This window comes from Streptomyces sp. NPDC048018 (genome assembly GCF_043202995.1).
Classification (GTDB): Bacteria; Actinomycetota; Actinomycetes; order Streptomycetales; family Streptomycetaceae; genus Streptomyces.
In genome coordinates this window covers 54735-69503 of the sequence record NZ_JBIDBK010000010.1, presented here as the reverse complement: position 1 = coordinate 69503, position 14769 = coordinate 54735, and the positions used below count along the sequence as shown (strand labels likewise).

At 69.2% G+C, this 14769-nt stretch carries 9 protein-coding genes; 1 reads left to right on the top strand and 8 read right to left on the bottom strand.

Annotated elements, in window-relative coordinates:
• Positions 1 to 102 precede the first annotated feature (102 nt).
• The 8 genes from dxs to ngcE all read right to left on the bottom strand — a co-directional run bounded on the left by dxs (position 103) and on the right by ngcE (position 10543).
• Positions 103 to 2022 carry a 1-deoxy-D-xylulose-5-phosphate synthase gene (dxs, locus tag ACGF1Z_RS30315; protein WP_393009226.1) on the bottom strand — a complete coding sequence of 640 codons (1920 nt, stop codon included), beginning with the start codon at positions 2020 to 2022 and terminating at the stop codon, positions 103 to 105.
• A gap of 218 nt (positions 2023 to 2240) precedes the next feature.
• Entirely contained in the window at positions 2241 to 3551 is a 1311-nt protein-coding gene (locus ACGF1Z_RS30310) for a sugar ABC transporter permease (RefSeq protein ID WP_393009225.1), read from the bottom strand.
• Complete coding sequence (locus ACGF1Z_RS30305) at positions 3548 to 4363, bottom strand: ATP-binding cassette domain-containing protein (protein WP_393009224.1); 816 nt, start codon at positions 4361 to 4363, stop codon at positions 3548 to 3550. Before ACGF1Z_RS30305 ends, ACGF1Z_RS30310 begins: the two co-directional genes overlap by 4 nt.
• Before the next feature lie 181 nt (positions 4364 to 4544).
• On the bottom strand, positions 4545 to 5645 hold the full coding sequence (locus tag ACGF1Z_RS30300) for a sugar ABC transporter substrate-binding protein (RefSeq protein WP_393009223.1): 1101 nt from the start codon (positions 5643 to 5645) through the stop codon (positions 4545 to 4547).
• Between the two features lie 122 nt (positions 5646 to 5767).
• Positions 5768 to 7006 (bottom strand): ROK family protein, encoded by a 1239-nt coding sequence (locus ACGF1Z_RS30295; RefSeq protein WP_393009222.1) that lies wholly within the window; start codon positions 7004 to 7006, stop codon positions 5768 to 5770.
• A gap of 155 nt (positions 7007 to 7161) precedes the next feature.
• Positions 7162 to 8103: a carbohydrate ABC transporter permease gene (locus tag ACGF1Z_RS30290; protein ID WP_393009221.1), complete on the bottom strand. Its 942-nt coding sequence runs from the start codon at positions 8101 to 8103 to the stop codon at positions 7162 to 7164.
• Between the two features lie 15 nt (positions 8104 to 8118).
• Positions 8119 to 9048, bottom strand: a complete 930-nt coding sequence (locus ACGF1Z_RS30285) for a carbohydrate ABC transporter permease (RefSeq protein ID WP_393009220.1) — start codon at positions 9046 to 9048, stop codon at positions 8119 to 8121.
• 55 nt (positions 9049 to 9103) lie between these two features.
• Positions 9104 to 10543, bottom strand: a complete 1440-nt coding sequence (gene ngcE / locus ACGF1Z_RS30280) for an N-acetylglucosamine/diacetylchitobiose ABC transporter substrate-binding protein (RefSeq protein ID WP_393009219.1) — start codon at positions 10541 to 10543, stop codon at positions 9104 to 9106.
• A 381-nt stretch (positions 10544 to 10924) separates the two neighbouring features.
• Between ngcE and ACGF1Z_RS30275 the strand changes: the two genes are divergently transcribed.
• A complete protein-coding gene (locus ACGF1Z_RS30275) occupies positions 10925 to 14740 on the top strand; it encodes a GH92 family glycosyl hydrolase (RefSeq protein ID WP_393009218.1) in 3816 nt (1271 codons plus the stop codon).
• Positions 14741 to 14769 lie beyond the last annotated feature (29 nt).

The following is a 14769-nucleotide window of genomic DNA, read 5'->3' as shown; positions in this document are numbered from 1 at the left end:
GGCTGCCCGCCCTGAGCCCAGGATGCACGCGGAAGGGCCGGTCGGCACCCGAAGGTGTGGTCCGACCGGCCCAAAGGTGACGCCGAGTGAGGTGCTTCCGCGTCAGTCGCGCGCGGGCTCCACGGCCTGGCTGCTGCTCTCGAACCGCCCGTCCAGACGCGAGACCAGACCGGTGACCTGGCGCGCGATGTCCGGAGCGGTCAGCCCGATCTCGGCCATGACCTCGGCCCGCGAGGCGTGGTCGAGGAACCGCGGCGGGATGCCGAAGTCACGCAGCGGTACGTCCACGCCCGCGTCGCGCAGGGCCTGGGCGACGGCCGAGCCGACGCCGCCGGCGCGGCTGTTGTCCTCGACGGTGACGACCACCCGGTGCTGCTCGGCCAGCGGGGCCAGGGCCTCGTCGACGGGCTTGACCCAGCGCGGGTCGACCACGGTGGTGGAGATGCCCTGCCGGTCCAGCAGAGCGGCGATCTCCAGGCACATCGGGGCGAGCGCGCCCACCGAGACGAGCAGCACGTCCGGCGTGTCGCTGCCGGGCTCGCGCAGCACGTCCATGCCGCCGACCCGGCGCAGGGCGGGGACGGCCGGGCCGACCGCGCCCTTGGAGAAGCGCACCACGGTGGGGGCGTCGGTGACCTCGACGGCCTCGCGCAGCTGGGCGCGGACCTGGTCGGCGTCGCGCGGGGCGGCGAGCCGCAGGCCGGGCACGCACTGGAGGATCGACATGTCCCACATGCCGTTGTGCGAGGCGCCGTCGGTGCCCGTGACACCGGCCCGGTCCAGGACGAAGGTGACGCCGCACCTGTGCAGCGCCACGTCCATCAGGACCTGGTCGAAGGCGCGGTTGAGGAAGGTCGCGTAGACCGCGAACACCGGGTGGAGACCACCGGTGGCGAGGCCGGCCGCGGAGACCGCGCCGTGCTGCTCGGCGATGCCGACGTCGAACACGCGCTCGGGGAAGGCCTTGGCGAACTTGTCGAGACCGACCGGCTGCAGCATGGCGGCGGTGATCGCGACGATGTCCTCGCGCTCCTTGCCGAGCGCGACCATCTCCTCGCCGAAGACGCTGGTCCAGTCGGCCCCGGAGGACGCGATCGGCAGACCGGTGTCGGGGTGGATCTTGCCGACGGCGTGGAAGCGGTCGGCCTCGTCCTGGAGGGCGGGCTGGTAGCCGCGGCCCTTCTCGGTGAGGCAGTGCACGATGACCGGCCCGCCGAAGCGCTTGGCGCGGGTGAGCGCCGACTCCAGGGCCTCGATGTCGTGTCCGTCGATGGGGCCGACGTACTTGAGGCCGAGGTCCTCGAACATGCCCTGCGGGGCGATGAAGTCCTTCAGGCCCTTCTTGGCGCCGTGCAGGGTCTCGTAGAGCGGCTTCCCGACGACGGGGGTGCGCTCCAGGAGGTCCTTGCCGCGGGCGAGGAACCGCTCGTAGCCGTCGGTGGTGCGCAGCGTCGCCAGGTGGTTGGCGAGGCCGCCGATGGTCGGCGCGTAGGAACGCTCGTTGTCGTTGACGACGATGACGAGCGGGCGGTCCTTCGCGTCGGCGATGTTGTTGAGCGCCTCCCAGGCCATGCCGCCGGTGAGAGCGCCGTCGCCGATGACCGCGACGACGTGGTCGTCCTTCTTGAGGATCTCGTTCGCCTTGGCCAGACCGTCGGCCCAGCCGAGGACGGTCGAGGCGTGCGAGTTCTCGATGACGTCGTGCTCGGACTCGGCCTGCGAGGGGTAGCCGGACAGGCCGCCCTTCATCTTGAGCCTGGAGAAGTCCTGGCGGCCGGTGAGCAGCTTGTGCACGTAACTCTGGTGGCCGGTGTCCCACAGGACCTTGTCCCTGGGCGAGTCGAAGACGCGGTGCAGGGCGATGGTCAGCTCGACCACACCCAGGTTGGGACCGAGGTGCCCGCCGGTCTTGGAGACGGCGTCCACGAGGAAAGTCCTGATCTCTCCGGCCAGCTGGTCCAGCTGTTCCGAGGAGAGCCGGTCCAGATCTCGCGGTCCCCTGATACGGGTCAGCAGAGCCACCCGTGCCTCCTTGCGTTTGAACTGGTCGAGCTTGCCGATTTGTCGAGTCTAATGTTCCGTCTTGGATCGTGGGCAGCGGGCCGGGGGTGGCGCACCACTCCGATGGCCGACACACCGCTGATCTGTCCGGCCGTGCACTGGTCCGGACGCAGCAGCGCCCGGCGCCGGTTCTCGGCGCCGGGCGGACTGTGGCGAGCGTTACCCTCGCCGGCCGGGCATCAGGCGCGGCCCGCGGTCTTCTGCGTACGGCGGGAGACCGAGTCGATCACGACGGCGGCGAGCAGCACCGCGCCGGTGATCATGTTCTGGATCGCGTTGGACATGCCGATCATGTTCAGGCCCTGCTGGATCGACTGGATGACGATCATGCCCAGGAGCGCCGACCAGACCTTGCCGCGGCCGCCGAAGAGGCTGGTGCCGCCGATCACGGCCGCGGCGATGACCAGCATCAGCGTGTTGCCGCCGCCGAGGCTCTTGGTGGCACCGCCGGAGAGGCTGGCGATGAACAGACCGCCGAAGGCGGCCAGGGTGCCGGAGATCGCGAAGACGGCGATCCGGACCAGGTCGACGTTGATGCCGGCGCGGCGGGCCGCCTCGGCGTTGCCGCCGACCGCGAAGACCTTGCGGCCGAAGAGGGTGCGGCGGGCGACGAAGTCGGCGATCACCAGGACGGCCAGGAAGAGCACCAGGGCGAGCGGCAGGCCGCGGGCGCCGGCGGGCTCGTTCATCACGTACGCGACGAGGAAGACCAGGACGGCGACGACGGCGGCGCGCAGCACGATCTCGCTGACCGGGCGGGCCGGGAGCCGGGCGGCCTTGCGGCGGCTGCTGTCGCGCAGCAGCGAGAGCACGTAGGCGGCGACGGCGACCAGGGCCAGGCCGTAGGCGGCGATCTTGTCGGCGAAGAAGTAGTTGGTGAGGTTCTCCACCACGCTGCCGGACGGCGTGTTGATGGAGCCCTCGCCGCCCATGAGCCACTCCTGCAGGCCCATCCAGCCGAGGAAGCCCGCGAGGGTGACGACGAAGGCGGGGACGCCGATCTTCGCGAAGAAGAAGCCGTGGAGCGCGCCGATGGCGGTGCCGGAGAGCACCGCGAGCACGATGGCCACCCACTGGTTCATCCCGTTGCTGACCTGCAGGCCGGCCCAGACGGCGGCACCGACGCCGGCGACGGAGCCCATCGACAGGTCGATCTCGCCGAGGACGAGGACGAAGACGATGCCGACCGCCATGATGCCGAGGCCGGAGGCGTAGACGGCGACGTTGGCGACGGAGCTCGCGGACAGGAAGTTGCTGTTCTGGAGCTGGAAGACGATCGCGATGACGATCAGGCCCAGGATCACGGGCAGGGAGCCGAGCTCACCGCCGCGGATCTTGCGGGTGAACTCCGTCCAGTAGCCCTTGACGCCCTCCTCGCGGACGAGGAGGCGGGGGTCGACGGCCGGGACGGGCGCCGCGGACTCCTCGGCGGGCGCCTCGGGGGCCTCGGGGACCTCGGAGGCTTCGGGGGTCTTGGCGAGCTCGCTCACTTGGCGGCCCCCTTCACGGCGGTGTTCTCGGTGGTCTCGGCCTTACGGGCCTGCCTGCGGGTCACGGCGTTGTCCGTGGCGCCGGTGATGGCGGCGATGATCTCTTCGTGGCTGGTGCCGGCGACCTGGAAGTCGCCGTTGTTGCGGCCGAGGCGGAGCACGGCGACGCGGTCGGCGACGGCGCGGACGTCGGCCATGTTGTGGCTGATGAGGATGACGCCGTGGCCGCGCTCGCGCAGCCGCTCCACGAGGTCGAGCACCTGTGCGGTCTGCTCGACGCCGAGGGCGGCGGTGGGCTCGTCCAGGATGACGATCTTCGGGTCGCCGATCAGGGCGCGGGCGATGGCCACGACCTGGCGCTGGCCGCCGGAGAGGGCGGCGACGGGTATGCGGACCGACGGGATCCGGATGGACAGGGTGTCCAGGAGTTCCCGGGCGCGCTTCTCCATGGCGATCTCGTCGAGGACGGAGCCGGAGCTGAGCTCGCTGCCGAGGAAGAGGTTCGCGACGACGTCCAGGTTGTCGCAGAGCGCCAGGTCCTGGTAGACGGTCGCGACCCCGAGGTTCTGGGAGTCGTGCGGCCTGGTGATCTGGACGGGGCGGCCGTCCCACTCGATGGTGCCCTCGTCGATCGGGTGGACACCCGAGATCGTCTTGACGAGGGTCGACTTGCCGGCGCCGTTGTCGCCCACGAGGGCGACGACCTCTCCGGCGTGGATCTCCAGATCGACATCGGTGAGCACCTGGACGGCGCCGAACCGCTTGGAGACCCCGCGCAACGCCAGCACGGGCGTAGCGGACACGTGAATCATCTCCTTCGCCGCCTGACCGGCGGGGATGTGGTGCGGGGGTTCCCCCCGGCAAGGCGGAGGGGAGCAGGGGGTACGTGGGGAGTCCGGCGCCCCGCCCCCGCTTGCGGGGCGTGGAGGACGGGGCGGGGCGCCGAACCGTTTCTGCGTGGGGGGCGCGGGCAGGGCCCGGGCGCCCGGCGGGCTACTTGATGCCCGCCGCCTCGCAGGCCGCCTTGTACTCGGCGGTGCAGATGTCGGCCGCCTTGTAGACGTTGTCGGCGATGATCGTGGAGGCGATGTTCTCCTTGGTCACGACCTGCGCGTCGTACAGCTTCGCCGGGATGTCCTTGAACTCGCCGGTGAGGCTGGTGACCTTGACCGGGACGAGGTCGTCGATCTTCTCGCCCTTGAGGAGCTTGACCGCGATCTCGGCGGTCGTCTCGGCCTCGGGCTTGATCTGCTTGTAGATCGTGAAGGCCTGGTCGCCCTTCAGGATGCGCTGCAGACCCGCGAGTTCGGCGTCCTGGCCGCCGACCGGGACCTTGACGGCCTGCTTGTTGAGGGCGGTGATGATGCCGCCGGCCATGCCGTCGTTGGCGGAGTACACGCCCTGGAAGCCGGTCTTGCCCAGCGAGTCGATGGCGGCACCCATCTTCTTGTTGGCCTCGTCCGGGGACCAGTCCGGGATGTCCTGCTCGTAGACGACCTTCTTGACGCCGCCGTCGAGGACGCTGTGGGCGCCCTTCTTGAACAGCGGGGCGTTGGGGTCGGTCGGCGAGCCGTTGATCATGACAACGTTGGCGTCCTTGGCCTTGTCGCCGAGCGCCTTCACGAGCGCCTCGCCCTGGAGGCGGCCGATCTTCTCGTTGTCGTAGGAGACGTAGGCGGAGATCGGGCCCTCGGCCAGGCGGTCGTACGCGACGACCTTGACGCCCTTCTTCTCGGCCTGCTGGACCCAGGACTTGGTGGCCTTGTAGTCGACCGAGTCCAGGATGATGACCTTCACGCCCTGCGTCACGAGCGCGTCGAACTGCTTCTTCTGCGTCTCGGTGTCCTGCGCGGCGTTGTTGTACTTGACCTCGCAGTCCGAGCAGAGGGCCTTGATCTTCGCCTCGATGATCGGGCGGTCGAAGGTCTCGTAGCGCGTGGTCTTGTTCTCCGGCAGCAGCAGGCCGATGGTCTTGCCGTCGCCGCCGTTCCCGTCGCCGGAGCCGTTGTCGCCGGCCTGGCCACAGGCGGCAAGGGAGAGGGCCATGGAAACCGCGGCCGTGCCTATGACGACGCGACGCGTCACTGCGTTCATGTGGGGTTGCCTCCCTGACGAGGCCGCGACATTGCGGCCGAGGTGGCTGGAAGTCAACTCGGCCGCAGGGTCGACGTCAAGGAGTAAATCCTTAACGAGACGACAACGGTGCCATTCGTTATCTAAGTGAAGGCAGGCGTCGGCGTCGTGGCGGCGCCCGGCAGGGCACCCGCATTGCTCGCGGACCCCGCAGAGCCCTCCAAAAGCGTCGAATCACCCATCTCGCTGAGAACCAGGGCAAGGGCGCCCAGCACCTCCGCGCGGCCGCCCAGGGCCCCGGGAGCCAGCGACAGCTGCCGGGCGGCGCTGGGGATCGCGTAGCGCGAGACGGAGTCCCTGATGGGCGCCAGGACCAGCTCTCCGGCCTCCGCGAGGTCGCCGCCGAGCACCACCCGGCTGGGGTTCAGGAGATTGCAGAGGTTGGCGATGCCGCTGCCGATGTGGCGCCCGACGTCGGCGATGACCCGGCGGCAGCCCGGATCGCCCTCCCTGGCCAGCTGGACGACCCGTTCCATGGTCAGGTCGGGGCCGTGGCCGGGCTGCAGCAGCGGCAGCACGTAGCGGGCGGCCGTGAAGGTCTCCAGGCAGCCCCGGTTGCCGCAGCGGCAGACCGGGCCCGACTCGTCGAGCGTGATGTGCCCGATCTCCCCGGCCGTGCCGCCGGGGCCCCGGTAGACCCGTCCGTCGATCACCAGACCGGCGCCGACACCGCTGGCGACCTTGATGTACGCGAGGTCCTTCACGCCCCGGCCGCTGCCCCAGACCAGCTCGCCGAGCGCGCCGAGGTTGGCGTCGTTGTCGACGTGCACGGGGACGCCGAGGCGGGCGGAGAGCTCGTCGGCGGGATTGATCCCGCTCCAGCCCGGCAGGATCGACGTGGACCCCAGGGTGCCCGAGGAGACGTCGATCGGGCCGGGCACGCCGAGACCGACGCCGACGACCTTGTCCCGGCCGATGCCGGTGGCCGCGATCAGCCTGCTGACCAGCTGCTCCGCCCGGTCGAAGCCCTCCGCGGCCGAGGCGTCCACGTCCAGCGGCTCGGCCTCCTCGGCGAGCACCTGGTGGGCCAGGTTGCCGACCGCCACCCGCAGGTGGGTGTGGCCGAAGTCGACGCCGATGACGATGCCGGCGTCGCCGCTCAGCGAGACGCTGCGGGCCCGGCGGCCCCCGGCGGAGGTCGGGGTGACCTCGACCGTCCCGCCGTCCTTCAGCTCCCGCACGATGTTGGAGACCGTGGCGGCGGACAGGCCCGTCGCCCGGGCGATCTCCGCCTGGGTGAGCGATCCGGCCATCCTTACCGCCCGGACGACCCGCTCGAGATTGGCCCGGTGCAGCGAGGACTGCGACCCCGGAGTCTCCATTGACTCTCTCCACCCTACGACGTGTACAAGTTATGAACTCCAAGCTCCTTCGTAGGGCTTGTCGTCGTCAAGTCCTCGACGGTAGTCGAAAACGGACGCAAAAGGTCCGGTCCCGGGGCTGAGCCCCGGGACCGGACCGCGGATGGGCGACCTCGTTACTTGAGCGTGGCCGAAGTGAGACCCGCCTGGACCTGCCGCTGGAAGGACAGGTAGACCACGAGCATGGGGATCATGGCGATGGTCACGCCGGCGAAGAGCACCGGCAGGTCGGTCTCGTAGCCCTGCTGCTGCTGGAGCTGGATCAGGCCCTGGGTGAGCACGTAGCGCTCGGGGTCGTCGCCGCTCTGCGGCTGCATCAGCACGGTCGGCAGCAGGAACTGGTTCCACTGCCCGAGCGTGTTGAAGATGCCGACGCTGAGCAGGCCCGGCTTGGCCATCGGCAGCATCACCTGGAAGAAGGCCCGGGTGTGCGAGGCCCCGTCCAGGATGGCGGCCTCGAAGACGGCCGTCGGCAGCGTCCTGAAGAAGGAGTGCATGAAGAAGACGGTGAACGGCATCGAGTAGGCGACGTACACCAGGACCAGGCCCTGGTAGGTGTTGAGCATCCCGAGCATCTTCACCATGAAGAAGAGCGGGACGAGCGCCAGGAAGACCGGGAACATGGCGCCGGCCACGAAGAAGTAGTAGATGAGCCGGTTGCCCCAGAACTGGTAGCGCGCCAGCACGTAGGCCGCCATGGAGCCGAAGAGCATGGTCAGCGGCACCGAGAAGACCAGGACGACGAGCGTGTTCACGAAGTAGTCGCCGATGCCCTTGTTCCAGGCGCGGCCGAAGACGTCGAGGGACCAGTTGGCCGGCCAGCCGAAGGCCGACCCGGCGATCTGGGAGTCCGTCTTGAAGGAGCTCAGCACGAGCCAGATCAGCGGCAGCACGATCATCAGCGCCCAGAGGGCGAGGAAGCCGTGCGAGAAGACGTTGAGGACGGTGCCCTCGCGGGCGGGGCCCGGGGCCGGGGTGCTGCCCTTGCCGGCCGCGCGCTGCCGGGGCACGGCCGCGCTCGGGGTGGGGGCGTCGGACTTCTGGATGGGTGCAGTCATCGTGGGTTCTCCCGCTCAGAACTCGAGGCGCTCGCGGCGGGTGGCGCGCAGCGTGACCACGGACACGATCAGGGTGAGCAGCAGCATGACCACGCCCATGGCGCAGGCGTAACCGCTCTTACCGAAGTAGAGGAAGTTGCGCATCATGACCGTCGACATGGTCTCGCTGTGGTGGTCGGGGCCACCGCCGAACTCGCCCTGGGTCATGGTGGAGACCAGGACGAACATGTCCATGGCGACGATGCCGAGGTAGACCCAGGCGGTCTGCACGGCGTCCCACAGCAGCGGCAGCGTGATGCGGAAGAAGGACTGGGCCCGGCCGGCGCCGTCGATCAGCGCCGCCTCGTAGATGTCCCGGGGGATGGACTGCATGGCGGCGGAGAACAGCACCAGGTAGAAGCCCACGCCGTGCCAGACGACGACCGCCACGAGGGCCCACAGGACGAAGTTGGGCTCGTTCAGCCACTCGACCGGCCGGTCGGCCTCGATGAGGCCGAGTTTCAGCAGCAGGCCGTTGAGCATGCCGCCGGTGTCGCTGCGGTACACGGCGCCGAAGAGGACGGCGAGGATCGCGAGCGAGAGCACCTGCGGGAAGAAGTAGACGACCTTGTAGAACTTGGACCCGGCGACGCCCGCGACGCCGCCGGCCCGGCTCCGCCCGCCCGCGTTCAGCATGAAGGCGAAGAAGAGGGCGAGCAGGATGGTGATCACCGGGATGAACACCAGGAACAGGATGTTGTGCCAGACCGCTCCCAGGAAGATGTCGTCCTCGAACAGCGCGACGTAGTTGTCGAGCCCGACGAAGGAGAAGGTCTGCGACTGGCCCTTCCAGTCGGTCAGCGAGTAGCCGAACGTCTGGATGTACGGCCAGATGACGAAGACCAGATAGAGGGCCACGGGTATGAAGAGGAATCCCGTGACGAACTTGTACTGCCCTTTGCGCATGACGTTCCTGTCCCTGATGTCCCCGGCGGATTGATACGCGCGTACGTTCCGCGTGTCAGTCGCGGTGGTTGTTCTTGGACGCCGGGTCCTTGGCCGCCTTGTCGACGGCGGCCTGCGCCCGCTTGAGCCATTCCGCGGGCTGGATGCGCTTGGCCATCAGCTCGTTGGAGGCGTTCTGGATCTCGGTGTCCATCTCGCTGTACCACTCGGTGTACAGGTAGCGGAACGTGTTGGTGCCGGCCGCCTTGGACGCCTCGACCGTGGACTGGGTGCCGGGGCGCAGCTTGACGCTCGGGTCCACCCCGTCCTGCAGGATGGTGAGGGAGTTGGCCTCCTTGGCGAAGAGCGTCGACCACTCCTTCGAGAGCATCATCCGCATGAACTCCTTCGCCTCGGCCAGGTTCTTGGCCTTGGACGGGATGATGAAGGGTTCACCGGAGCCGGCGCGGATCGCCTCGTACGGCATCGCGCTGCCGGGCAGCACCGGCATCGGCATGAACTTCATGTCGAAGTCCGCCGGGGTCTGCTTGAGCTGCTCGTTCTCCAGCCAGGAGCCACAGGTGATGAACGCGGCCTTGTACTGGTTCCAGCGGGTCTGCGACTCGGTGTGGGTGAGGCCGTTGGTGCCGGGCATGAGGTAGCCCTTCTCGACCACCTCGTAGATCGCCTCGACGGCCTCCTTGGCCGCGGCGGAACCGACGAACGCCTTGGGGTCGAGGTTGTCGATCGCCTTCATGGCGTCCAGACCGCCCTTCTTGGCGATCAGGTCCATGATGGCGACGTTGATGTAGTACGGGAACTTGCCCTGGTGGGCGAGTCCGCCGATGCCCTGGGCGGTGGCGTCCTTGCAGATGGCGAGGAACTCGTCCCAGGTCTTCGGCTCCTTCCAGCCCTTCTCCTTGAAGAGCTTGCCGGAGTACCACAGACCCCACACCGTGTAGATGTAGTTGAGGGCGACGGTCTTGCCCTCCAGGACACCGGCGTCGATGGTGCCCGGGATCAGGGTGTCGCGGACCTTCTTGGCCGGGTCGTCCACGGACGGCGCGTCGAGGACCTCGGCGAGGTCCAGCAGCTGCCCGTTCTTGTGCAGGACGTCGATCTTGATCTTCTGGGCGCCGGAGTCGTCGATGATGTCCGGCGGGTTGCCGGCGTTGAAGCGCGGCTGGAGCTTTCCGGTGATCTCCTGGGTGCCGGTGTGGGTCGCGGTGACGCCCCACTTCTTGTTGAAGCTGGCCTCCCAGGCCTTGGCGTAGTCGTCGCCGTATCCGCCCTTGAAGACGACGACGTCGATCTTTCCGCCCTTGGCGACGCCGAACGGATTGTCCTTCGTCTTCTCGCCCTTGGGCTTGTCGTCGTCCGTGCTGTCGCCTCCGCTGGAGGCGCAGGCGGACAGGAAACTCATGGTGGGCACCGAGATCAGACCGAGGGCGGCGGAACGCTTGATCAGATCGCGACGGCCGAGGCCCTCATGGTGCTGGGCGGAGGTGGATCCCATGCTCAAGTCCTCGCCTTCATTCAGGACTCAGGCGGTGTACCGGTCGCCCGTTCAGAATTCGCCACAGGCGAAGGGCCCCGCCACCGCGGTCAATTGCAGCTGGGTCGTGCAGGCGTCGGGCCGTCGTCGGTGTCTACGACGGGCGGGACGCCGACAGGTATAGTCCACTTCCCGCCGCCGGAGCAAGATCGAAACCAGCTTTCCCCGGCAGTCTTCTCCGAGTTGAGACCTGCGGGATATCCGAGGCGTTTCTGCCCCGTTTCCTCCCTCGTATTGCCGTCAACACCCTTGACACCACCTGCGACTTGCCCTTCTCCTGGGTTCTTGCGCGACCGGTTTGACAACGTTGTCTATGACCAGTGGCAGGAGCGACGACACGGCATGCACCCCCATCTCAGAGCGGTCTCCCTGATGGCATCGGCGGCGCTGATCCTGAGCCTCACCCCCGCGGTGGCTCAGGCGCTTCCGGGCGCATCGGAACAACCCGGCGGATCCGGACGGGTGTTCACCACCTCCTTCGAACCGGAGGAAACCCAGCCGACCTGGCGCAACACCGTCGACACCGGACCCGACGGGAAGAAGCGCGCCTCGGGTGTCGACGGCGGCTTCGTCACCGGCATCCCGGGCAACGTCACCGACCACGTGACCACCGTGCGCGCCAGCGGTGAGAACGCGGGCTCCGGCGAGGTCAAGGAGAATCTCGTCGACCTCCAGCCGGGGACCAAATGGCTGGTGTTCGAGCCCACGGCATGGCTGGAGTTCGACCTCGACCAGCCGGTGAAGCTCGCGACGTACGCGCTGACCTCGGCCAACGACGCCGCGGAGCGCGACCCTCGCGACTGGACCCTCAAGGGCTCGGCAGACGGCAAGGAGTGGACGGTCCTCGACACCCGCGCCGGCGAGAGCTTCGCCAAGCGCTTCGAGACCCGGACGTACGACATCCCGGGCGGCGGCGCGACGGCCTACGCGCACTATCGCCTGGAGATCACCAAGAACGCGGGCGCGGGCCTCACCCAGCTCTCCGACGTTCAGTTCTCGAACGGGGACACCTCGCAGCCCGTCCCCGAGGACATGCGCAGCCAGGTCGACCGCGGCCCCAGCGGCTCCCCCACCGCCAAGGCCGGCGCGGGCTTCACCGGCAGGCGGGCGCTGCGCTACGCCGGCACCCACAAGGGCGACGGCCGGGCCTGGTCGTACAACAAGGTCTTCGACGTCGACCTCCGGATCGTCCGCAACACCCAGCTCTCCTACAAGATCTTCCCGTCGATGTCGGCGTCCGAGACCGATCTGAACTACCCGGCCACGAACGTGTCCGTGGACCTCGCCTTCACCGACGGCACCTATCTGAGCGAACTCGGCGCCACGGACACCCACGGCGGACTCCTCACCCCCCAGGGCCAGGGCGCCGCCAAGCGGCTCTACGTCAACCAGTGGAACCAGGTCACCGCCCGGATCGGCGAGGTCGCCGACGGCAGGACCGTGGACCGGATCCTGGTGGCGTACGACTCCCCCACGGGCCCGGGCAAGTTCCAGGGCTGGCTGGACGACCTCTCCATCGCGCCGGAGCAGCCGCGGAAGCCGTACGCGCGCCTCTCCGACTACGCCTCGACCGTGCGCGGGACCAACTCCTCCGGCTCCTTCTCCCGCGGCAACACCTTCCCGGCCACCGCCGTGCCGCACGGCTTCAACTTCTGGACGCCGGTGACCAACGCGGCGACCCAGAGCTGGATCTACGAGTACGCGCGCGGCAACAACGCGGACAACCTCCCGACCCTCCAGGCGCTGTCCGTCAGCCATCAGCCGAGCCCCTGGATGGGCGACCGGCAGACCTTCCAGGTGATGCCCTCGGCCGCCGCGGGCATCCCGCCGGCCGACAAGGGCGCCCGCGCGCTCGCCTTCCGCCACACGAACGAGACGGCGAAGCCGCACTACTACGGCGTCACGTTCGAGAACGGCCTGAAGGCGGAGGTCGCCCCGGCCGACCACGCGGCCGTCATGCGCTTCACCTATCCGGGCGAGGACGCGAGCGTCGTCCTCGACAACGTCACCGCGCAGGGCGGACTGACGGTCGACCCGGCGACCCGTTCCTTCACCGCCTACTCCGACGTCAGGAGCGGGCTGTCCACGGGCGCGGGCCGGATGTTCGTGTACGGCGTCTTCGACGCGCCCGTCACGGACTCCGCGGCCCAGGGCGTGCAGGGGCACCTGCGCTTCGACGCGGGGGCCGACCGCACGGTGAACCTGCGGATCGCGACCTCCCTCATCTCCGTCGACCAGGCGAAGGCGAACCTGGCCGGCGAGATCCCGGAGGGCACGGACTTCGACGCCGTGCGGGCGCGGGCGCAGGACGCCTGGGACGGGGTGCTCGGCCGGGTCACGGTCGAGGGCGCGACCCACGACCAGCTCGTCACCCTCTACTCCAGCCTGTACCGGCTGTACCTCTACCCCAACTCGGCCTACGAGAGGGTCGGTTCGGAGGACCGGTACGCCAGCCCCTTCTCCGCCCCGGCCGGGCCCGACACCCCGACCCGGACCGGCGCGAAGATCGTCACGGGCAGGGCGTACGTCAACAACGGCTTCTGGGACACCTACCGGACGACCTGGCCGGCCTACTCCCTCCTGACCCCGCGGAAGGCGGGCGAGCTGGTCGACGGATTCGTGCAGCAGTACAAGGACGGCGGCTGGATCTCCCGCTGGTCCTCCCCCGGCTACGCGGACCTGATGACCGGCACCTCCTCGGACGTGGCCTTCGCGGACGCGTACGTGAAGGGCGTCGACTTCGACGCGGAGGCGGCGTACGAGGCGGCCCTGAAGAACGCGACGGTCGTGGCGCCCAGCCGGGGCGTCGGCCGCAAGGGCATGGAGACCTCCCCGTTCACCGGCTACGCCTCGACCGAGACCCACGAGGGCCTTTCCTGGTCCCTGGAGGGCTATCTCAACGACTACGGCATCGCGAGGATGGGCCGGGCGCTCTACGAGAAGACCGGCAGGAAGCGCTACCGGGAGGAGTCCGCCTACTTCCTCAACCGGGCCCGCTCCTACGTCTCCCTCTTCGACACGAAGGCCGGCTTCTTCCAGGGCCGTGACGCCGCGGGCGCCTGGCGCGTGCCCTCGGCCTCGTACGACCCGCGGATCTGGGGCTACGACTACACGGAGACCAACGGCTGGGGCTACGCCTTCACCGCCCCGCAGGACTCCCGGGGCCTCGCCAACCTGTACGGCGGACGGGCGGGCCTCGCGAAGAAGCTCGACGCGTACTTCTCGACGCCGGAGACGGCGAGCCCGGACGTCGCCGGCTCGTACGGCAGCGTCATCCACGAGATGACGGAGGCGCGGGACGTGCGGATGGGCATGTACGGGCACTCCAACCAGGTCGCGCACCACGTGCCGTACATGTACGACGCGGCCGGGCAGCCCTGGAAGACGGCCTCGACGGTCCGCGAGGTCCTCTCCCGCCTGTACACCGGCAGCGAGATCGGGCAGGGCTACCACGGCGACGAGGACAACGGCGAGCAGTCGGCCTGGTTCCTCTTCTCGGCGCTCGGCTTCTATCCGCTGGTGATGGGCAGCGGGGAGTACGCGATCGGCTCCCCGCTCTTCACGAAGGCGACCGTACGGATGGACAACGGGCGCACGCTGGTGGTCGAGGCCCCGCGCAACAGCGCCCGCAACATCTACGTCCAGGGCGTGAAGCTGAACGGGCAGCGGTGGAACTCGACGGCGCTGCCGCACGACCTGCTGGCCCGCGGCGGCACGCTGAAGTTCGACATGGGTCCGCGGCCCTCCGCCTGGGGCACCGGCGCCTCCGCCGGCCCGGTCTCGATCACCGAGGACGACAGGGTGCCGGCACCGCGCGCGGACCTGCTGAAGGGCCCGGGGGCGCTGTTCGACGACACCTCGGTGACGGCGGGGCCGGTGGCCGGCCCGGTCGGACTCCCGGTGGGCGGGCCGGTGAAGGCGGTCCAGTACACGCTGACCTCGTCGGCGGACCGGGCGAAGGCACCGGCGAGCTGGGTGCTCCAGGGCTCGGCGGACGGCGTGACCTGGAAGGACCTGGACCGGCGGGACGGCGAGTCCTTCGCGTGGGCGCGGCAGACCCGGGTGTTCTCCGTGTCGGCGCCCGGCACGTACGCGAAGTACCGGCTGGTGGCGGCGGGTACGGGCGGTGAGCTCGCGGAGGCCGAGCTGCTCGGCTGACGTGCCGCGGACATGCGTGAGGGCCCGTC

Coding starts and splice junctions, on each gene's coding strand:
- ACGF1Z_RS30290 (WP_393009221.1), bottom strand. CDS start 8,103: ATGACTGCACCCATCCAGAAGTCCGACGCCCCCACCCCGAGCGCGGCC.
- ACGF1Z_RS30295 (WP_393009222.1), bottom strand. CDS start 7,006: ATGGAGACTCCGGGGTCGCAGTCCTCGCTGCACCGGGCCAATCTCGAG.
- ACGF1Z_RS30285 (WP_393009220.1), bottom strand. CDS start 9,048: ATGCGCAAAGGGCAGTACAAGTTCGTCACGGGATTCCTCTTCATACCC.
- ACGF1Z_RS30275 (WP_393009218.1), top strand. CDS start 10,925: ATGCACCCCCATCTCAGAGCGGTCTCCCTGATGGCATCGGCGGCGCTG.
- ACGF1Z_RS30300 (WP_393009223.1), bottom strand. CDS start 5,645: ATGAACGCAGTGACGCGTCGCGTCGTCATAGGCACGGCCGCGGTTTCC.
- ACGF1Z_RS30305 (WP_393009224.1), bottom strand. CDS start 4,363: ATGATTCACGTGTCCGCTACGCCCGTGCTGGCGTTGCGCGGGGTCTCC.
- ngcE (WP_393009219.1), bottom strand. CDS start 10,543: ATGGGATCCACCTCCGCCCAGCACCATGAGGGCCTCGGCCGTCGCGAT.